This window comes from Methanobrevibacter sp., assembly GCF_017447225.1.
Lineage (GTDB): Archaea > Methanobacteriota > Methanobacteria > Methanobacteriales > Methanobacteriaceae > Methanocatella.
On the sequence record NZ_JAFSNZ010000039.1, the window covers coordinates 1 to 19,852 of the forward strand.

Consider the following 19,852-nt stretch of genomic DNA (forward strand, 5'->3'; position numbering starts at 1 on the left):
GGTTGTCAGCTATGTAAAGATGAGTGCCCAACTAATTCAATTAAAATTTTGGAGATTTAATAATGATAAGAAATTTGAAAGAAGTTAATGACAATAACTTTGACATTACAAGGTCAGCGGAGGAAGTAAGAAATTTATCTTTCAAAGATCATGTCTGTATCGGATGTGGAATTTGTGAGTCTACTTGTCCTGTTGGCGCAATTACATTGAATGAGATTGCTATTGACTCTCGTGTTCAAGTAGCAAATAATGTCTACTTCAGTGGTCATGAAAAAATCGCACAGAATTTCCATGACGAATTTGATGTTCAAAGAATTAGTATTAATGAAGACAAATGTGTATTATGTGGTATGTGTAGCGGATTATGTCCTGTTGACGCATTAATATTAACTATTGATGGCGTACCAATCAGTGAAATTGAAGCATATCCTCATTACAATGCATTTTCCAAAATCGATGATGATGAATGTATCTATTGTAAAAAATGTGAAATTGCATGTCCACGTGATGCTATCGTAATTGACAGAACATTACCAGACCGTGCAGATTTAGTCACTGGTGAAATTGAAATTGATGATAATGAATGTATTTACTGTGGTGTCTGTGAAGAATTATGTCCTGCAGAAGCAATTGTCGTTGATAAAGAAACTGGTAAGGAATCTATTGAAGTTGACACAAGTAAATGTGTTTACTGTTTAGTATGTAAAAAAGCATGTCCTACTAATGCAATCAAAGCTTTATGTAGAATTTGTTCTTATGGAGAATATGATATTGACCTTTCAAAAGCTGCTGTTAAAGGTAATTCAGTAATTGACAGTGAACTTTGTGTTTACTGCGGATGGTGTGCAGGAGTCTGCCCAACTGACGCAGCAAAAGTTAAAAAACCATTCGAAGGTACAATTGAAGTCGATCAAGATAAATGTCAAGCTTGTGGTGCTTGTGTAGATATTTGTAAATGTAATGCATTAGCATTCCCTGTTTCTACCGGTCCAGGTTCAAGATTAGAACATATTGTTGCAAAACCTGAATACTGTGTAAGTTGTAAAGCTTGTGCAAAAGCTTGTCCTAACGGTGCTATCACTGTTAAAAGAACTGCTGTTGATCACACTCCTACAAACTCAGCAACTTGGACAGAAGCTTTAAATGCAATTAAAGACTAGGTGATTTGATGGAACTTAAAGTAAATCAAGATAATTGTTTAGGATGCGGAATTTGTGTAATTGCTTGTCCTGTTAATGCAGCTATCAGTCCAGAAAATGCTGGTGGTAATGGTGCAAAAACTGAAGAAGTAGTTATCATGGTAGAAAATGGGTTTATTAAACTTTTCAGTCCAGATAAATGTGAATTATGTGGAACATGTCAAATGTTTTGCCCAGTAAATGCTATATGGTTAGAATAGGGGGAATTATTGTGCATTATGCTAATACTTATTTAGAAAAACCAGTAGTACCTGATGTAAAAATTACAGGTGAAGGAAGTACAGATGTCCTCAAATGTATGTTAAACACCGGATCTGATATCTATCAAGGTGCATGTAAGAAAAGAGGTTCCACTTTAAAAGAAGAATATAAAAACGCTTCCGGAACTTGTTATATGGATCCAAGAGATATGGCAAAATTAGGTGTAAACAATTGGGATACTGTTTTAGTAAAAACCGATTTCGGTGAAGTTGTTGTAAACTGTGCTGTATCAAGAGATGCACCTCACGAAGGTACTGTATTCATTTGTAAAGGACCTTGGGCTAACACTGTTGTAAGTCACGATACTTACTGCTGTTCTGACCCTACTTACAAAGGTATTAAATGTACTGTTGAAAAAACAGACAGAAAAGTTTTACTCATGGCAGATTTAATGAGATGGGTATACAAAAAATATGTAGATGAAACTGATGATGATGTTGTTGAAAACATGGAATCATTAGGTGAATTACCAGTTTACAAAGGACGTAAATGGGAGGAGTTGATTGATCATGACTTATGAACCACCTGTAACTGATTACGATTACATTGTTGAAAATTGTACCTGTGCATTTTGTGGATGTAACTGTGACGATTTAGATTACTTAGTTAAAGACAATCACGTAGTTGCAGTAAGACACGCATGCAGACTTGGAGCAAGTAAAATCATGGAAGATATGGACCAAAGATTACTTGTCCCAATGATTAGGGATGAAAATGGAGAACTTATGGAAGTAGATTGGGATACTGCTTTAGATAAAGCTGCTGAATACATCGCTAACTCCGTCAGACCTGTATTCTACGGTTGGTCTGAAACTTCTACTGAATGTATGAAAGAAGGAGTAGCTTTAGGTGAATATATCGGTGCAGTTTTAGATAACCAAGCAACTATCTGTCACGGTCCTTCCCTACAAGCTGTACAAAACGCAGGTTATCCTATCCAAACTTTAGGAGAAGTACAAAACAGAGCAGATGTTATCGCATACTCTGGAAGTAACGCAATGAACTCTCACCCAAGACACATGGCAAGATACGCTGTATTCTGTCGTGGATACTTCAGACAAAGAGGAAGATTCGACAGAACTGTTATTACCATGGATCCAAAATTCTCAGACACTGCAAAATGTTCTGACAAATGGATTGGTTTCGAACAAAACGGTGACTACGGTTTCTACAACGCAATTAGGGCTGTATTAAGAGGAAAAGAATTATACCAAGATGTAATTTCTGGAATTCCTAAAGAAGATATCTACGAATTAGCAGAAGAAATGAAAAACGCTGAATTCGGTGTTTTATTCTTCGGTTTAGGATTAACCCACACATTATCCAAACAAAGAAACATCGATATTGCTATTAAAATGGTTCAAGACTTAAACAGATTCTCTAAATGGGGTCTTACTCCAATGAGGGGACACTTTAACGTAAACGGTTTCAACATTTTCATGGCATTCGAATGTGGATTCGCTTTCGGTGTTGACTACTGTAGAGGTTACCCAAGATATATGTTAGGAGAAACCAACACTATCGATTTATTAACCAGAAAAGAACCAGACTGTTTCATGGTTATTGCAGCTGACCCTGGTGCTCACTTCCCTAATGGAGCAAACCAACACTTAGCTAACATTCCTGTTATTCAAATCGATATTCACTGGGGTCCATCAACTGAACTCGCTGATGTAGTATTACCAGGTTCATTCATTGGTGTAGAATGTGCCGGTACCAGTTATCGTATGGATGGAGTTCCTATTTACATGAAAAAAGCTATCGACAAACCAGAAACCTGTCGTGACGACGAATGGATTGTCCGTGAATTGAAAGAAAGAGTAATGAAACTCAGAGAAGAGCCAAACGTAGCTCCAAAATTTGTGCCAAATCCAAACGCACTCTAAAGGTGATATAATGGAATATATTCTTAAAAATGGTATTGTCTACGACCCAGCTAATGAAGTTAATGGGGAACAAATGGATGTTATGTTCAAAGATGGTATTATTGTAGATGAAGTATCTTCAGATGCAAAAGTCTTAGACGTTACCGATAAAATAGTCATGCCAGCAGGTGTTGACCCTCACGCTCACGTTGCAGGTCCAAAATTAGTAGTTGGAAGATTATACAGACCTGAAGATTCCAGAAGAGGTGTTACTCAAAAAACTAAAGTATTAAGATCAGAATCTGGTTTCTCTATTCCAAGTTGTCCTGCAACCGGTTACAGATACTCAAGATTAGGTTACGGTACTGTTGTAGAAGCAGCTATGCCTCCTCTTGAAGCAAAACACACTCACGAAGAAATTGCAACTATTCCTCAATTAGACATTCCAGCTTTACCATTATTCGGTAACAACTGGTTCGTAATGGAATATGCAAAAGATAATAATATTGAAGACATTGCAGCATTTATTGCAGCATGGTTAAAAATCTCAAAAGGTTACGGTGTTAAAATCGTAAACCCATGTGGAAGTGAAGCATGGGGTTGGGGTATGAACGTACATGGTTTCAACGACAAAGCACCATACTTCGATGTAACTTCCAAAGAAGTTGTAATTGCTTTAGCAAAAGCTAACGAAATGTTAAACTTACCTCACTCTATTCACATTCACCCTAACGACTTAGGTCACCCAGGTAACGTACCTACAACCTTAGAAACCATGGATGCTATGGACGGCATTAAAAAAGGTAAAGGTGCAGCTGAAATCAGGGACCAAGTCATGCACATGACTCACTTACAATTCCACTCTTACTTAGGTAACAGTTGGAAAGATGTAACCTCAGGTGCTGAAGAAGTTGCTAAACATTTCAACAAAAAAGACAACATTACCTGTGATATTGGTCAAGTAACTTTCGATGAAACCACTACCATGACTGCAGACGCTCCTATGGAATACGACTTATTCAAACTATCCGGTCTTAAATGGACCAACAAAGATATTGAATGTGAAACTGCAGCAGGTATCATTCCATGTATCTACTCCAAGAAAAGTCCTGTCAGTACTTTACAATGGGCTATCGGTCTTGAATTATTCTTGTTAATCGAAGATCCATGGAGAGTATGTTTAACTACTGACCACCCTAACGCAGGACCATTTACCAGATATCCTAGAATTATCTCTTGGTTAATGAGTAATGAGAAAAGACAAGACATGTGTGACAATGAAGTTCACAAATGGGTACACAAAAGAACTCTTCTCCCAACTCTTGAAAGAGAATACGATTTCTACGATATTGCAACTATTACAAGAGCTGCTCCGGCTAAAATCTACGGATTTACTGACAGAGGTGCACTCACCCCTGGTTACAGAGCAGACATTGCAGTATATGACATAAATCCTAATGATATCGATCCATCCAAACAAGCAGCTGACATCGAAAAAGGTTTCGATATTGCTCAATACACAATTAAAGATGGTCAAATCTTAGTAAAAGACAAAGAAATTGTTAAAGTTAAAGAAAGTCAAAACGTTTGGGTTAACGTAAAAGGATGGGAAAGAGAAGAACAAAAAGTTATCGACAACATCATGCCGTTCTTCACCCAATACTACTCAGTTAAATGGGAAAACTACCCAGTACACGACCACTACGTATCCAACCCAATTAGAGTAGACGTTGAAGGTAAATAGGGGTGTTTAGTTTGAAAACAATAACTTTTGATCAAATAAAAACTTCTTCAATCGCTTTAGAATTCGATGAATTAATTCCAGATGAAATTTACTCCTGGACTGAAGCTGATTTCGCAAAATATCAAGTTCCAATTGGTAACTCCAGATTCCCAATTACTGACTTCTTCAACATAACTGTGGAAGGAGAAGCTGAAGGACCTGATGAAGTTAAAATGATTTTAAACGGTGACTTAAACAGAGTTAAATACATCGGTTGTAAAATGAGTGGTGGAGACATCGTATGTAACAGTAGTGTGGATTTACATGTTGGTGCTGAAATGTCTGGTGGATCCATTCTCGTTAATGGTAACGCAGCTGCTCACGCTGGAAGAGAAATGTCTGGAGGATACTTAGAAATTACTGGAAATACCAAAGAATTCACTGGTGCTTCTTACATTGGTGAATGGAGAGGTATGACCGGTGGTCAAATTGTTGTCGGCGGTAACGCTGGTAAACAATGTGGTGAATGTTTAACCGGTGGTAAAATCCATGTTAAAGGTAACTGTGATATTTTAGCTGGTATTCACATGACCAAAGGTGTCATTGAAATTGACGGTGACGTAAACCGTTGGCCTGGTGGACAAATGAAAAACGGTAACATTATTATCCACGGATTCTTGGGAAGATTACTTGAAGGATTTGTTCTCAACGGTGTCGTTGTAGATCCTGAAGTTGAAGGTGTTACCTACCAAGGTAAATTTATCCACTATACTGGAGATATTGGTCTTAATGGTAAAGGTAATTTATACTTAGATGCTGAAGCAAACAAAGAAAAATTATCCTCTTATGGTGAATTAGACGACGAATATACTTCAATCAGAGAATACAGGAATTTATAATTCCTTTTTCTTTTTATTTTTTTTAATTTTATGGTGGTTATATGGAAGAAGAGATTTTATTGACTGTTGATGAAGCAATTGAATATGTCAGAAATGAAGTTAATGTCGGAGATACTTTAGAAATTTCTTACAATCGTATTTTTGCTCCAGGTGAAGTTTTAGGTATTACAGAAGAAGATGAAGAAACTGGAGAAGGACTTAGGGTTGGTTTGCAATTAAATGGTGAAATTTTAAATCAGGCAGTTGAAATAGACTTTAAAGAAATATATGATGATTTGCTTGAAATTAATCATATCACTGAAGATAAAAACGTCATTATTGAAATCGATTTTACTAAATAATTCTTTTTTTTATTAATTTTCAATTTTGTTTCAATACTAACGAACAAATATTTATATACTATAAAACATAATTAAATGTAAGGGGTGAAATCTATGAAAGAATTATCCTTAAATGTAGATGAAGCTGTAACTTACTTAAAAGAAAATATTAAAATCCACGATGAACTTGAAATTTCATATAACAGGATTTTTGCAGAAGGAGAAATTTTAAATGTGGATTTTTCCGAATATTATGGAAAACCGGGATTTAAAATATTATTGTCTTTGGATGAGTCTCATCTAAATCCTACTATTGAAATCGATGTATATGAAATTCAGGAAGACTTAATTGAATTCACTCATACTCCTAAAGATGGCGGTGAGGTTGTGGAAGTAACTGTAGTTTGAACTACAGTCTATCCATATTTTCAAAAGGCATTAGTTTGGTGTCTGCTTTAACTTCAATATCCAATCCCTGTTCTTTTATGGCGGCAATTGTATTAAGGCCGCTTCCGGTTACGATACCGAAATTATAATTGTCTACTTTTGCATTATAGATTATTTCTCGAGGTTTACCAATTTTATAGGTTGGTATTCCCAATTTGGATAGCTTGTCCAATAGGTAAATGCTGTGGTCTCTTGCGACATAGGGTATTTCTTTTATACTGGCCAGCAATCTTTTAGGTCCGTCATTTTTAGTAATTGACGTCATGTTTTTGGCGATAAATATCTTATGTGGATCCAGTGATGAACCGCTGTATGATATCAAGTCAACAAACAAAGCCGGTTCGGTCAATTCCAGCAATCCTCCATATTTCGGAGTGGATTTGATTCCGTTATTTACCAGCAATCCGTCAATGCTTAAGCTGCACACTGTAGCTATTCCCACTTTATCATCATCTGTAGGGTGTGATAGAATTTGGTAATGTGGATTGATATATTTTGTATCGGATTCATAGCATTCTTTCATTATGTCGATTACATCATCCAAATCCTCTTTTTTGATGTATGAAACGTTTGCAACGATATTTCCTTTTTCCTTTTCAACATCAAAATTAACCTGCTGTATCAGATTCCAGGATTTTGATAAGATAAATGGAATTTTTGATTCATCAGAATTTGAACTTGTTTTCAGTTTATGGTCAACAGTATTGACAATAGGTGTTAATTTTTCGAAATTTTCCAATTCTTCCCCAATCTTTATATCAATGTCCTGATTCAGTTCCTGAACTGCACAGAAAGGTGTTATTCCACCTATTATTGCCAGACCAATCATTCCCTTATTGACTGGAAGGCCAAGAATGTTTTCTCCATCTTCAGAAATGGCAATTGTTCCGTTAATTCCAATTTCTTTTAATTTGGATAATATCTCTATTGTTTTCTGCTTTCCAACATCAGGTATTAATCTGAAGTTTGCAGGAATATATCCTGTACCTTCATTCACTACATCAAGCACTGAAGTCATTTCGGGTGCAATGAATGCATCAAGAGGTGTTATTGATGTCTTTTTATATGATATCAGTTCTTTAAAGGCAACCGGGTGGTTATCTTCAATTTTCAATAATCCTCCATATACTGGCTGTGAGGCAATGCCTTCATTCAAAAGAATTCCGTCAATTGTTGTTCCGCATATTGTTTTTATCTCCAGTGCGTCACCATTTTTAACCCTATTTAAATTAACGTAAGGGCTTACAGAAAGACCACTTGCAAAAATATCTTTCATTATATTATAGCTTTCTTCATTATAAATGGTTGATGTATTAACTACAACATTTCCTTGTCTGGTCATATAGTTAAAGTCAGTTAAATATATCAACTCTTCAAATTTTGAATAGATAAAATCCACTTGATCGTATATCAGTCCTTTCTCTAACTTTTCACGCCCCAAATCAGTAATCTTCCGACCAGAATATCCCATTCGCTCAGTATAACCCTTTTCATCAAGAATTTGCATATGGTATCTTACGGCACGTTCACCTAGATTAAAACCTTTCTCTTTCAGTTCGTCAGCTATTAGTTTTGATCCTGTTGCTTTGTCTTGATTGTTCAGTATTCTTAAAATTTCAATCATTCGGCGCTCTGATTCTGACATATGATAGCTCCAGATTACATTTAGAAAATTAAAATGATATTTGGATTAGATATCCAAATATTTTCTTTGTTCGTATCCGAATACCTGTACTCTGTATTCGTCCCATTCCTTATATTTGAGTTCCAGGAATTTTTCACTGACGTGGTCTCCTAAAGCTCCTAATATGAGTGGGTCCTCTTCAAGGGAATGGTATGCTTCCCATAAACTGGTTGGCAATACTTTGATTCCCATTGCTTCTCTTTCCTCTTCGTTCAACTCGTAAATGTTGATTTCAGTAGGTTCTCCGGGGTCAATCTTGTTGACGATACCGTCCACACCTGCTTCAAGCATTACTGCAAATGCGAGATATGGATTACATGCTGGGTCAGGTGCCCTATATTCAATACGTGTTGCTTTTCCACGTGCTGCAGGAATCCTAATCAATGTTGATCTGTTTTTAAAACCGTATGCTCTGTAGACCGGTGCTTCATAACCCGGAACCAGACGTTTATATGAATTTACAATAGGGTTTGTAATAGCAGTTATTGCAGGAGCGTGTTTTAAAAGCCCTCCCATAAAGTGCATTGCATCTTTTGAAAGTCCCGTTTCGGAATCAGGGTCTGAAAACAGGTTTTTGTCTCCTTTGAACACTGACTGGTGACAGTGCATACCACTGCCGCTAACTCCAAAGAAAGGTTTCGGCATGAATGTTACTCTGTAGTCGAGCTGGTCATAGGTAGCCATATTGTCTACGATTGCTTTGATTGCCTGTTTGAATGTAATGACTGCATCTGCAGTTTTTAAAGCGTCTTTGAATTTAAATGCGATTTCATTCTGTCCCGGAGCCACTTCGTGGTGGGATGCTTCCACTTCAAAGTCAAGCTCTTCAAGGTTTAAGGTCAGCTCCCTTCTGAAGTCAGGACCTTTGTCCAATGGCTCAACATCAAAGTAACCTGCCTGGTCATAAGGCATCGGATATCCGTTTTCATCGATGTCCACAATGAAAAATTCAGGTTCAGGTCCGATGTTATATTGCAGTCCCATCTCCGCAATGTGGGAAAGTGACCTTTTAAGCACTCCTCTAGGGTCACCTGCAAAAGGCTTTTTCTCAGGAGTCCACACGTCACAGATGAATCTGCATGTTGCAGACTCTTCAGGTCTCCATGAAAGTCTTGAGTAAGTGTTAATGTCCGGTTTTAAGACCAAGTCACTGTCATTAATTCCAACAAATCCTGCAATGGATGATCCGTCAAATAACATTCCTTCATTGAACAGTTCTCCCAAATCTTCGCCATTAAATGGAATAACAATGTTTTTTACTGTTCCGTTAATGTCTACAAATTGTAAACGGATAAATTTGATATTGTCCTCTTTCATCTGTTCGTTTATAGCTTGTATCTTTTCTTCACTGATGTCTGCCATTAAATCATACTCCATTCGTTTTTTTTCATAATAATGAGTTTTTTGCATCGGAAAATATATTCCTATCTAAAAAAATTTTTCCATCTCATATTATATAAATCTTTTGAATAAAATCTGTAAGATATTAGTTATTTTGTATTTAATGATATAATAAGATATAACATTATTAAAAATCACATGGTCTTTGTTTAGATTTTTTAATAATTTATAAGGTTTTGTTTAATATTACATATAAAAAAATAAGAAAAAAGTAGTTGAATGTCTAAATCTCCTCCAAAGAGAATGAAGACAAATCCAGTAAATCAAAAGTCAAAATTTCCGGAGCACCAGTAACTTTTCCAACACCGGTTATTATTTTAAACGCCTCAATCGCTTCAAGACAAGCAACCAAATTAGGTGTTGGTCCTATTACTGGAGGAACACCGGATGTTACGTTTTTCAACTCTTCAATAACGTCATCTGTCAGTTCCTTTCCGGATGAAGGCAGATTGAACATCTCTTCATATGTCTTTTCGTTTTCAGGCAAAAATGTGGTAATCTGGCCTAATGTGCCATGAATTGCACCATGAATGTATGGAATTTCCTTTTCTTTTGCCTTTCTTGATACAATGACTCTTGTCAATACGTTATCAAGAGCATCAATCACAATATCTGAGTCTGAAATGATTTTATCAATGTTAGTTTCATCCACATGTTCGTTAAAGTTAGTTATTTTAACATATGGATTGATTAATCTGACTTTATCAGCCGCAACAGCGCTTTTGGCAAGACCGACATTGCTTAATGTTGCCTGGGTCTGTCTGTTCAGATTGGAAATGTCAAAAGCATCCTCATCAACAACAATCAGCTCTCCAATACCCATCCTTGCAAGCATTTCAATGGCCTGGCCTCCAATGCCTCCGCAGCCTATTACTGTAATTTTGGCATCCTTGAATCTTTGCTGCTGGCTTCTTGTAACAATGCTCATCTGTCTGGATGCGATTTCCCAGTATCCGTCACCTATATATCTAGTTGGCATTCTTTCACCTTAAAAATGATCAAATTCACTGCCGAAGTACTCATACACTTTTTGAAGCTCTTCAGGAATATTCAACATCTGGGTACAAAACGGAAGGCATTCCTTGCAGTCAACACAGCTGTCCGCTCTTGAATCATCGTCAATCAATGAGAAATACTGCATAGCGCTTGCTTTAGGGTCGTTCATCATATGTGCAATGTTATATTCTGTCAGGCAGTTAATGATGTCAACGCCATGAGGACAAGGCATGCAATAGCCGCATCTGGTACAGTCATTTCCTAAAAATGTCCTGTATGTCCTTGCAACTTCTCTGATTAATTCCTGATCGTATTCGCTGATGTTATCTATCGTTGAAGCTATTCTGATGTTGTCCTTAACCTGCTCCAGACTGGTCATTCCGCTTAAAACACAGTCAACATCGTCCCTGTTCCATAGATATTGGAGCGCCCACTCGACAGGCGTTCTTTTGACTTCGGCCATGTCCCATAGTTTCTGAACTTCTGTTGGGATATTATTGACTAATCTTCCTCCACGGAGAGGCTCCATAATCATGCTTCCCACATTGACCTGCTTTAAATAGTCAAGACCCATAACTCCTGACTGGTAATATTCGTCAAGATAGTTCATCTGCGTTAGGACAACTTCCCATTTCGGGTATTCATCCAAAATCTCTATCAGGTAGTCCACTTCGATATGTGATGAAAATCCAACATGCTTTACTTTTCCACTGCTCAGACAGTCGTCCAAAAAGTCTAAAACGTCCAAATCCTTAACCTTGTACCAGTCCGGTTCCGTCAGTGAATGGAGCATATAGATATCAACGTAGTCAGTCTTGAGCTTTTCAAGCTGAATGTCGAGATAATAATCAAAATCGCTTCTTTTTTCAATTAGCCAGGAAGGTGATTTGGTGGAAAGGATTATTTCATCCCTGTAGCTGTTTTCGTTTAAGAAATTTCCTATGAATCTTTCGCTGTTTCCGTTACCATCAAGTTCCTTGCTGTGGTAAGGATAAGCAGTATCAATTAAATTAATTCCGTTTTCAATTCCATATGTGAGCATTTTGGAAGCTTCACTTTCATCAATATCATCATTGGTAGTTTTTGTCGGCAGTCTCATAGCTCCAAAACCGAGCCTTGAAACTTCTAACCCACTTTTTCCAAGTTTGTTATATAACATTTCATACCCTCATTTGCTTAACAAGAATATTTTTTTAAAATAAGTATATTAAATGTTATGATTTAAAAATTAGTAAAAATAGTTATTAAAAAGATATACCTGGGATTTAAGTATGCCGGGAACGGGATTCGAACCCGTGGCCTCACGGTATCCCAGGTATTAGTCAGAGCACTGCTTTTATACCCTATGAGCCGTGCGCTCTAACCAGCTGAGCCACCCCGGCATATATAACATACATATATTAGTTCATAGTTGCATTTAAAGTTTTGCTTTTTTTGATGTTTTTTGCTATTTTTTCAAAGATTAATATTTTTTAAATGGGGTAACTATATTTAAAATGATTGATAAAATGTATAACAATTAAGCATTAAGGAGATAATTTTCATGAGTAAAGTTAAAGACATGTCTCTTGCACCTGAAGGTGTTAGGAAAATTGAATGGGTTCAAAAACACATGCCTGTTTTGGAAGCCATTAAAAAGGAATACGAAGAAACTCAACCTTTCAAAGGAATTACTATCGGATCATGTTTACATTTGGAACCTAAAACAATCAATTTGGGTTTGACATTAATGGCTGGTGGGGCTGAAGTCGCAATGACCGGATGCAATCCCTTATCCACTCACGACGATGCGGTTGCTGGTGCAGCTGACTTAGGATTGAACGTTTACGGATGGAGAGAACAGGACGATGAAGAATACTACCAGACTATTAATATGGTGCTGGATCACAAACCGGACATAATCATCGATGATGGAGCAGACATGATTATGGTGCTTCACAATGAAAGAACAGAACTGTTAAGCCACATCAAGGGTGCATGTGAAGAAACCACAACTGGTGTGCACAGATTACAGGCAATGCACGCAGACGGAGCACTAAAATTCCCAGTAATCGCAGTAAACGACGCATACACCAAATACTTATTCGACAACCGTTACGGAACCGGACAGTCAAGCTTTGACGCAATAATGGGAACAACCAATATGGTAATCGCAGGTAAAACTGTTGTTGTCTGCGGATACGGCTGGTGCGGAAGAGGACTGGCTCTCAGAGCAGCAGGTCTTGGTGCAGACGTAATTGTAACGGAAGTCGACCCAATCAGAGCACTTGAAGCAAGAATGGACGGATACAGAGTAATGACCATCAGAGAAGCCGTAAAACAAGCTGATTTAATCATTACAGTAACAGGAAATGCAGACATTATCTCCGGTGATGATTTCAAATACATGAAAGACGGATGTATGCTTGCTAACTCCGGACACTTCAATGTAGAAATCAACAGACCTGACCTGGAAGCTATTTCCACAGGAGTTAAAGAAGTAAGGGAAAGTATCGAAGAATTTACTACAAAAGACGGACGTAAAATATATCTTTTAGCAGACGGCCGTTTAGTGAACTTATCCGCAGCACGTGGACAGGGACACCCTGCAGAAATCATGGACATGAGTTTCGCTGTACAGGCATTATCTGCAAAACACATCCTTGAAAACGATTTACCTGTTGGCGTAACCAAAGCTCCTGATGAAATCGACTACACTGTAGCAAGCATGAAATTAGATGCAATGGGAATTGAAATCGACACATTAACTGACAGACAGAAAGAATATATGAACAACTGGCAAGAAGGAACATAATTCCTTCTTTTTTTTTATTTTCATGTCTTATTTTAAATATATTGATAACGGTAAAGGACCCACTAAACTGTTTTTAGGTGGAGTTCATGGAAATGAGGGTAAAACTTCTATAAAATTTATTAAATCACTTAAACAGGATGATTTATCCTGCGGACAATTCTATTTTTATAATTTTGACAAAACAGAGTATATTTCAACCATCAAAAAGGAATTTTATGAAACTGAACTGGGCCAAAAGATTCTTAGTCTGATAAACTATTTTGAGCCTGATTTTTATACGGAGCTTCACTGTTATAACATTAAAAATTACGATAAGCTAACTTCAATGGAGCGTTATAAAAAAACAGGTGTTCCTCCGCTGATTCCTGCCGGAAATCATGTTTTGGTTTCATCTGTTTCTCCTCTCATAAGAATGACTTATTTTTCAACTGATACGGTGTGTAAAACCTTGGAATTTCCTTGCATTGAAAAACTGACTCCTGAAATAATGGAAAAATTCAATTTTGATAAAAAATCCGCTACAGAAAGATATATGGATATATTAAGGTTAATCACTAAATGTGAGACTCGTACGGATTTTGAAAATGCAATGATGAAAAAATATGAATATCAGGTTAAACTGGCAATGGATTATGCAAAAAAAGTATTTGGGGAGGATTTTCCTCCATATTAAAAATTAATATACTACTAATAATATAACTTATTATAAAGTTATTAGTAGGTGGTTTTTAATATGGTTAAATATTGTAAAAATTGCGGAAATGAGTTAGAAGAGGATTCATTGTTTTGCAGTGCCTGCGGGTATTCATTGGATGGAACTTCGCCGGAGGATAAGAAATTTTCAGTCAACAATCCAAATAATCCTTTTGCAATATATAAATTAAATATGATTGACGGTGAAGAGATTATCCGAGTATCTGAGATAAACAATGCTTGTTTTTTAGCTCCGGGAATTTTAATTGCTATTGGTTTTATCATTTGGTTAGTTACAGCAATCAATGGCTTTTGGTATTTCGGACCATTTATTTTCATTCAGGCAATATTCTGGAATCCTTTATTGATTTTAGGCATAATCTGGTTTATTGTCCGTTATATTAGTTATGTTAACACTGAATTGATTTTGACAAATAAAAGAGTGTTCGGTAAATGCGGTCTAATTTCAACCACTCAAATGCAAAGCCCATTAAACATGATCAATTCCGTTTCTTTCAATATGGGAATAATTGGTAAGTTGTTGGGATATGGAACAGTTAAGGTCACCACTGCTTCTACTGCATTCAGATTCAGATTCATTAGCGATGGTCACACATTATATAATGATATTTTCAATCAATTGGAAATAGCTAATGATGAGCTAATTCAAAGACAGGCTGATGCTATAGCAGATGCTATTTCAAAAAATAATTAAGTTTAGAAGTTTTTTCTAAACTTTTTTAAAACCATGCATCAAGGCTTCCCTGCGAAGAACTTAAATTTTTAAGCTTGTCTGATGCCTTTGCAACACGATTTTCTGAAAACCCATGTTCGTAGCATAAAAATTCCACAAGTCCTTCCTTGTCAGGTTTGTTCCATTTTATTTTGTAATCAGTATTCACGTTATGGTTTAGGAAAATTTCTCTCACTTCATTTAAATCATGGGTACTTTCCTTTTGAAGTTCGGCCAGTTTTTCCTTTAGCTGTCCTTTTTTGGCAAGTTTTAAAGCAGTTTTAGCACCGACTCCTTTCATACCGTCACAGAAGTCTGTTCCAATCAGAATTCCCATATCTATTAACTCTTCACGGGTTATGTCAAGTTCATGCAAGACATGCCTTAATTCATAGTATTCCAGGTTTCCCAGGTTTGAATTAATTGCAAGGTTTCTTACAACTCTTTTAGCCCCAAACAAAAGACAGTCATAATCCTGTGATGCAACAGCATATGCATCTCCTTTTTCAACCAGATATGCTGCCTGCGCTTCACCTTCACCTTTCGCTTCAACATAAGGTATTCCCATTAATGTCAGAAGCTTTTTGGAGGATTCGATTATTTCTGGAGATAGTTTTGATGATCTCATTGCATATTTACGGGCTTTTTCTGTGTCTCCGCTTTTTAAAGCTTCCTTGTAAATCTTTTCTGCTTCGTTCCTGATTTCTCTTCTTTTGGCCTGGGTATCACTTTTAAGCTCGGGTGCTTTACCGTCAAAAACATAAATTGGCTTTATTCCCTTTTCCACCATTGAAGAGTTCCTGTATAATATTCCGCTTAAGTGTGATGTGATATTTCCATGTTCATCGCATAACGGCTGGCCATCCCTTTGCCTTATTGTTGATAGAAACTGGTAAAGGGTATTGAACGAATCTATTGATACAGCTCTTCCTTCCAAATCATTAAAGTTTATCTTTTCAGGTTCAATTATGTCTTTAAGTTTTACACCCATTCATACCACCTAAATGTCGGTAAATTTGCTTACAGGGAATACTTCCTTAATCCACATCAATATTTCATTTTTATGTATGATGACATAATCTCTTGCGAGCATGTCTTCTGTGGTGTCGAATAATTCCTGAAGGGTCTTGTTTGGCTTTTCAATATAAATGTTGTTGACTTCCCTTCTTGATTCGATATTGTAGTTTTTAAGTATTCTCCCGATTGGTATGTCCGCTCTGACCAAATCGCAGCATATCTCATCGGTAAGTCTGCTTAATGGAATATATGAAATTGCATAAATCAGATTTTCATTATCCTTATGCATTATAACTTCCCTGAAGTTAATTAAATCTCCACTTTTGGCATTGATTAATTTTGCGGTTTCCTCGGTCGCATCTTCAAAATGCTGTTCGAGTGTGGATAATGTTATTTTTCCATATAAAACATCCAAAATTGCCGTTATGGATCCGTCTGTTGTCAGTAGTATTTTTTGTGTATTTGAGAAATTTTTGGTATATGATTCCTCAACTGCATTGATTTTTTCTATAAGTCTTTTGTTGGCTTCATTTTTATTCATTGGCATTTTGTTCACATCAGATCATTTGGATTTGTTATAACTCCTTCAATTGCTGAAGCGGCTACAACTTTTGAATTTGAAAGATAAACTGAAGATTTAGGGTCTCCCATTCTACCTTTGAAATTCCTGTTTGTTGTGGAAATACAAACTTCGCCTTCGGATAATACGCCCATATGTCCGCCAAGACATGGTCCGCATCCAGGATTACATATTATAGCTCCAGCATCAATAAAAGCTTCTATATATCCCAGATTCATTGCTTGTTTGTATATTTCACGTGATGCAGGTAATATTAATAATCTAATATTATCGTTAATTTTTTGACCTTTCAATATTTCATATGCGTCTTTTAAATCAGATAGTCTTCCGTTTGTACATGAACCTATTAGGCATTGGTCTATTGCTGTTCCTTCAACTTTGGAAATGTCTTTTACATTATCAACGTCATTTGGACATGCAATTTGAGGTTCCATATCTGTTATGTCGAAATGAAGCTCTTTTTCGTAAACTGCATCATCATCGGATTTGACGATATTGAGTTCACTTTCCTTTTTGGAGGTTCTTTTGCATATGTAATCGATAACTTCCCTGTTCGGTTCCATTATGCCGTTTTTAGCTCCCATTTCAATTGCCATATTACACATGGTTGCTCTTCCTTCAACGCCCATATTCTCAATTGTTTCGCCGCAGAATTCTGCAGTCTTGTATGTTGCTCCGGCAATTCCAATTTCGCCGATAATGTTTAAAATCACATCTTTTGGAGCAATTGTTGGGTTCAATTCCCCTGTAACTTCCATTTTAATGGCTTGAGGAACCATAAACCATGTTTTTCCGGTGGCCCAAACCATCGCCAAATCGGTTGCGCCCATACCTGTTGAGAATGCTCCGAAAGCACCATATGTGCATGTATGTGAGTCCGCACCGACAATAACTTTTCCCGGCTCGACCAGACCCATTTCAGGAACCACCTGGTGGCAGATTCCTTCACCGTGAATGAAGTTTTTACTTATTTTCTGTTTTTTTATGAATTCACGGCAAACCTTTTGAAACTCTGCAGATCCGATTGTGTTTGCAGGGACATTGTGATCAAAGATAATTGCTATTTTTTCAGGATCCCATACTTTATCTGCAACTTTTTCGAAAGTTTTTATTGCAGGAGGGGATGTTCCGTCGTGAGACATTGCAAGATCTACCGGAATTTCAATTATTTCTCCGGGGGTTACTTCATGGCCTGCCTTTTTGGATAAGATTTTTTCAGTAATGTTCATAAAAATGACCTATTCTTTTTTGCTGATTTTTTTAACTATGTCTCTGAATACCTGGTCGTTGATGTATTTTCCTTCTTCTCTTGACTTTTTAACCTGTCTGACGATTTCAATAAGCTGTTCGTCACTTACATCAAGTTCGCATTCATTCAGTTTGGCTCTGACTGCTCTGCAGCCGGAATGTTTTCCTAAAACAAGCTGTCTTTTCTGGCCGACAAGTTCAGGAACATATGGCTCATAGCATAAAGGCTCTTCGATTACCGCATCAACATGGATTCCTGATTCGTGTCTGAATACGTTGTTTCCCACAACCGGCTTGTTGTATGGGATTGGCAATCCGCTGGCTTTTGACACGATATTGGATAATTCTGTAATGTATTTGGTTTTAAATCCTAAATCTTTACCATATAATATTTTTAAAGCCATAATAAGTTCTTCTAAAGAAGCGTTACCTGCCCGTTCGCCGATACCGTTGACTGTAGTTGAAATACCTTTTGCTCCGGCCAGCACTCCGGTAATTGAGTTGATTACTGCTAGGCCGAAATCGTTGTGGCAGTGGAGTGCAATATTAACATTTAAATCTTTCACAAGTTCTCTTACCAGATAATCGATACCCTGTGGAGTGATTGCGCCGGTTGTATCGGCTATATGGACTCTGTCAGCACCGCATTCCTGTGCTTTTGAATATATTCTTTTTAAAAATTCAATGTCGGTTCTTGTTGCGTCTTCAGCGGAAAATGCCACATACAATCCATGGTCTTTGGCGTAGTCGACTGCAGTTTCACATAAGTTGATTGCGTCCTGACGGGTTATGTGCATTTTGTGGTCCAGATGGATATCTGATGTTCCGACAAATGTAATTATTCCGTCAACGTCACAGTCAAGAGCGGCATCAATATCTTCAGGTTTTGTCCTGGTCAATGCAAGAATGTCTGCATTCAAACCTTCTTTTGCTATTGCTGATACGCTTTCCCTTTCTCTTTCAGATACTATCGGAAAGCCGGCTTCAATCTGGTTAATCTTGAACTGATCGAGTTTGCGGGCAATTTCCAATTTATCGTTTAAGCTAAAACAGACTCCAGGGGTCTGTTCTCCGTCCCTTAAAGTGGTATCATAGATTATAAAATCTTCCGGAAATGTAATTTCACATTCTTTATTATAATGACTAATATAATATTGCAATTATCTCACTTCTTTAAAATTTTACTATTATAGTATTTTTCTTTAATATTAATATAATTTTTCTAAAAGTTCCAGGTAGGATGTTCTTTCAAATCCGTCATCAATTCCTAATTTGGAAAAGAGCTTAAATATTTTATTTTGAGCATCGCTGTAATCCTCACCGTCATCCAATGCGATTTCTATTTCCATATACGGGTCAAGGCCTTCTATATCATCTAAACTAATCTCAAAATTTTTGTATGTATAGTATTGCCTGTCTTTTCTGACTGTCCTTACCTTAGTAAATCCCAGACGTTGGAAAATCCTGCTGCACTTTTCACTGTCTTCTATTGTGATTTCAATTTCTTCTCTGGTTTTGCTTTTAGAATCTATTTTTGGACCTTTATATGTTATGAATATGTTTTTGTTGTCATTTTCTTTTGTGGTTCTTATTCTTAAGGCCTCATCGGTATTTGCAAAATCAACAATTGGGCTGTTGAAATAGATATCTTCCTGAAATTCTTTTTTACTTTTCATGGCTCCAAGATTTTCTAACTTTTTTTCCATATCCTGAAAATTTTCAATTTTTGCTTTCACTTCAACTTCTATCATGTCAATTTCCCCTGTTGGTTATTATTTAAAATTTTTTTAATTTTAATATTTTTGATATATTCATTTAAATAAACATAACTTTATATACTATTTAAATGAAATATTTTATTAGTAAAAATTTAAATTTTTGTTTTCTTAATTTTTACTTACTACTTTTAAAAACTTAAATTGGAGGTTTAAATTTGACCGATGTTGACATTAAAATAGAAAACATTGTAGCTTCCGCAAGCATTGGAAAGGA

Annotated in this window: 20 protein-coding genes and 1 tRNA gene; 11 read left to right on the forward strand and 10 right to left on the reverse strand. The window is 36.6% G+C overall.

Annotated elements, in window-relative coordinates; all coding sequences use genetic code 11:
• The first annotated feature begins 62 nt into the window (after positions 1-62).
• The 8 genes from fwdF to IJQ68_RS04015 all read left to right on the forward strand — a co-directional run bounded on the left by fwdF (position 63) and on the right by IJQ68_RS04015 (position 6,675).
• The gene (fwdF, locus tag IJQ68_RS03980) at positions 63-1,160 is read left to right on the forward strand and encodes a tungsten-dependent formylmethanofuran dehydrogenase subunit FwdF (RefSeq protein ID WP_292797234.1); all 1,098 of its coding nucleotides are present in this window, start codon (positions 63-65) and stop codon (positions 1,158-1,160) included.
• Between the two features lie 8 nt (positions 1,161-1,168).
• Positions 1,169-1,399 carry an ATP-binding protein gene (locus IJQ68_RS03985; RefSeq protein ID WP_058740137.1) on the forward strand — a complete coding sequence of 77 codons (231 nt, stop codon included), beginning with the start codon at positions 1,169-1,171 and terminating at the stop codon, positions 1,397-1,399.
• 11 nt (positions 1,400-1,410) lie between these two features.
• Entirely contained in the window at positions 1,411-1,980 is a 570-nt protein-coding gene (locus IJQ68_RS03990) for a molybdopterin dinucleotide binding domain-containing protein (RefSeq protein ID WP_292797238.1), read from the forward strand.
• The gene (locus IJQ68_RS03995) at positions 1,970-3,346 is read left to right on the forward strand and encodes a formylmethanofuran dehydrogenase subunit B (RefSeq protein WP_292797241.1); all 1,377 of its coding nucleotides are present in this window, start codon (positions 1,970-1,972) and stop codon (positions 3,344-3,346) included. Before IJQ68_RS03990 ends, IJQ68_RS03995 begins: the two co-directional genes overlap by 11 nt.
• A gap of 7 nt (positions 3,347-3,353) precedes the next feature.
• On the forward strand, positions 3,354-5,069 hold the full coding sequence (locus tag IJQ68_RS04000; RefSeq protein WP_292797282.1) for a formylmethanofuran dehydrogenase subunit A: 1,716 nt from the start codon (positions 3,354-3,356) through the stop codon (positions 5,067-5,069).
• Between the two features lie 2 nt (positions 5,070-5,071).
• Positions 5,072-5,947, forward strand: a complete 876-nt coding sequence (locus tag IJQ68_RS04005; RefSeq protein ID WP_292797244.1) for a formylmethanofuran dehydrogenase subunit C — start codon at positions 5,072-5,074, stop codon at positions 5,945-5,947.
• 41 nt (positions 5,948-5,988) lie between these two features.
• Positions 5,989-6,288, forward strand: coding sequence for a DUF2097 domain-containing protein (locus IJQ68_RS04010; RefSeq protein WP_292797248.1), 300 nt, complete (start codon positions 5,989-5,991; stop codon positions 6,286-6,288).
• A 93-nt stretch (positions 6,289-6,381) separates the two neighbouring features.
• On the forward strand, positions 6,382-6,675 hold the full coding sequence (locus IJQ68_RS04015; protein WP_292797251.1) for a DUF2097 family protein: 294 nt from the start codon (positions 6,382-6,384) through the stop codon (positions 6,673-6,675).
• 1 nt (position 6,676) lies between these two features.
• On the opposite strand, the gene IJQ68_RS04020 is transcribed toward IJQ68_RS04015, so the two are convergent.
• From IJQ68_RS04020 to IJQ68_RS04040, 5 genes are all read right to left on the reverse strand, one after another.
• Complete coding sequence (locus tag IJQ68_RS04020; protein WP_292797253.1) at positions 6,677-8,359, reverse strand: DUF128 domain-containing protein; 1,683 nt, start codon at positions 8,357-8,359, stop codon at positions 6,677-6,679.
• A 45-nt stretch (positions 8,360-8,404) separates the two neighbouring features.
• Positions 8,405-9,775: a type I glutamate--ammonia ligase gene (gene glnA / locus IJQ68_RS04025; protein ID WP_292797285.1), complete on the reverse strand. Its 1,371-nt coding sequence runs from the start codon at positions 9,773-9,775 to the stop codon at positions 8,405-8,407.
• A gap of 247 nt (positions 9,776-10,022) precedes the next feature.
• Complete coding sequence (locus IJQ68_RS04030) at positions 10,023-10,778, reverse strand: HesA/MoeB/ThiF family protein (RefSeq protein ID WP_292797256.1); 756 nt, start codon at positions 10,776-10,778, stop codon at positions 10,023-10,025.
• 9 nt (positions 10,779-10,787) lie between these two features.
• Positions 10,788-11,954 carry an aldo/keto reductase gene (locus IJQ68_RS04035; protein ID WP_292797259.1) on the reverse strand — a complete coding sequence of 389 codons (1,167 nt, stop codon included), beginning with the start codon at positions 11,952-11,954 and terminating at the stop codon, positions 10,788-10,790.
• A gap of 113 nt (positions 11,955-12,067) precedes the next feature.
• Positions 12,068-12,177, reverse strand: a tRNA-Met gene (locus IJQ68_RS04040).
• A gap of 161 nt (positions 12,178-12,338) precedes the next feature.
• Here IJQ68_RS04040 and ahcY point away from each other — a divergent pair.
• Genes ahcY through IJQ68_RS04055 form a run of 3 tightly spaced genes read left to right on the forward strand, consistent with a single transcriptional unit; the run spans position 12,339 to position 14,997 of the window.
• On the forward strand, positions 12,339-13,589 hold the full coding sequence (gene ahcY, locus IJQ68_RS04045) for an adenosylhomocysteinase (protein WP_292797261.1): 1,251 nt from the start codon (positions 12,339-12,341) through the stop codon (positions 13,587-13,589).
• 22 nt (positions 13,590-13,611) lie between these two features.
• The gene (locus IJQ68_RS04050; protein ID WP_292797263.1) at positions 13,612-14,262 is read left to right on the forward strand and encodes a DUF2119 domain-containing protein; all 651 of its coding nucleotides are present in this window, start codon (positions 13,612-13,614) and stop codon (positions 14,260-14,262) included.
• Between the two features lie 60 nt (positions 14,263-14,322).
• A complete protein-coding gene (locus IJQ68_RS04055) occupies positions 14,323-14,997 on the forward strand; it encodes a PH domain-containing protein (protein ID WP_292797265.1) in 675 nt (224 codons plus the stop codon).
• 25 nt (positions 14,998-15,022) lie between these two features.
• On the opposite strand, the gene fen is transcribed toward IJQ68_RS04055, so the two are convergent.
• From fen to cyaB, 5 genes are read right to left on the reverse strand one after another with little or no spacing between them, the layout of a single operon-like run.
• On the reverse strand, positions 15,023-16,006 hold the full coding sequence (gene fen / locus IJQ68_RS04060) for a flap endonuclease-1 (RefSeq protein ID WP_292797268.1): 984 nt from the start codon (positions 16,004-16,006) through the stop codon (positions 15,023-15,025).
• Between the two features lie 9 nt (positions 16,007-16,015).
• Positions 16,016-16,579, reverse strand: coding sequence for a chorismate lyase (locus IJQ68_RS04065; RefSeq protein ID WP_292797271.1), 564 nt, complete (start codon positions 16,577-16,579; stop codon positions 16,016-16,018).
• Positions 16,580-16,584: 5 nt separating this feature from the next.
• Positions 16,585-17,841, reverse strand: a complete 1,257-nt coding sequence (gene hacA, locus IJQ68_RS04070; RefSeq protein WP_292797274.1) for a homoaconitase large subunit — start codon at positions 17,839-17,841, stop codon at positions 16,585-16,587.
• Positions 17,842-17,850: 9 nt separating this feature from the next.
• On the reverse strand, positions 17,851-19,020 hold the full coding sequence (locus IJQ68_RS04075; protein ID WP_292797277.1) for a homocitrate synthase family protein: 1,170 nt from the start codon (positions 19,018-19,020) through the stop codon (positions 17,851-17,853).
• A gap of 48 nt (positions 19,021-19,068) precedes the next feature.
• On the reverse strand, positions 19,069-19,611 hold the full coding sequence (cyaB, locus tag IJQ68_RS04080; protein WP_292797279.1) for a class IV adenylate cyclase: 543 nt from the start codon (positions 19,609-19,611) through the stop codon (positions 19,069-19,071).
• Positions 19,612-19,852: the final 241 nt, after the last annotated feature.

Bases quoted from the DNA above. Each gene is read 5' to 3' on its own strand.
- fwdF (WP_292797234.1), top strand. From the start codon at position 63: ATGATAAGAAATTTGAAAGAAGTTAATGACAATAACTTTGACATTACA.
- IJQ68_RS03985 (WP_058740137.1), top strand. From the start codon at position 1,169: ATGGAACTTAAAGTAAATCAAGATAATTGTTTAGGATGCGGAATTTGT.
- IJQ68_RS03995 (WP_292797241.1), top strand. From the start codon at position 1,970: ATGACTTATGAACCACCTGTAACTGATTACGATTACATTGTTGAAAAT.
- IJQ68_RS04010 (WP_292797248.1), top strand. From the start codon at position 5,989: ATGGAAGAAGAGATTTTATTGACTGTTGATGAAGCAATTGAATATGTC.
- IJQ68_RS04015 (WP_292797251.1), top strand. From the start codon at position 6,382: ATGAAAGAATTATCCTTAAATGTAGATGAAGCTGTAACTTACTTAAAA.
- IJQ68_RS04020 (WP_292797253.1), bottom strand. From the start codon at position 8,359: ATGTCAGAATCAGAGCGCCGAATGATTGAAATTTTAAGAATACTGAAC.
- glnA (WP_292797285.1), bottom strand. From the start codon at position 9,775: ATGGAGTATGATTTAATGGCAGACATCAGTGAAGAAAAGATACAAGCT.
- IJQ68_RS04030 (WP_292797256.1), bottom strand. From the start codon at position 10,778: ATGCCAACTAGATATATAGGTGACGGATACTGGGAAATCGCATCCAGA.
- IJQ68_RS04035 (WP_292797259.1), bottom strand. From the start codon at position 11,954: ATGTTATATAACAAACTTGGAAAAAGTGGGTTAGAAGTTTCAAGGCTC.
- ahcY (WP_292797261.1), top strand. From the start codon at position 12,339: ATGAGTAAAGTTAAAGACATGTCTCTTGCACCTGAAGGTGTTAGGAAA.
- IJQ68_RS04050 (WP_292797263.1), top strand. From the start codon at position 13,612: ATGTCTTATTTTAAATATATTGATAACGGTAAAGGACCCACTAAACTG.
- IJQ68_RS04055 (WP_292797265.1), top strand. From the start codon at position 14,323: ATGGTTAAATATTGTAAAAATTGCGGAAATGAGTTAGAAGAGGATTCA.
- fen (WP_292797268.1), bottom strand. From the start codon at position 16,006: ATGGGTGTAAAACTTAAAGACATAATTGAACCTGAAAAGATAAACTTT.
- IJQ68_RS04065 (WP_292797271.1), bottom strand. From the start codon at position 16,579: ATGCCAATGAATAAAAATGAAGCCAACAAAAGACTTATAGAAAAAATC.
- hacA (WP_292797274.1), bottom strand. From the start codon at position 17,841: ATGAACATTACTGAAAAAATCTTATCCAAAAAGGCAGGCCATGAAGTA.
- cyaB (WP_292797279.1), bottom strand. From the start codon at position 19,611: ATGATAGAAGTTGAAGTGAAAGCAAAAATTGAAAATTTTCAGGATATG.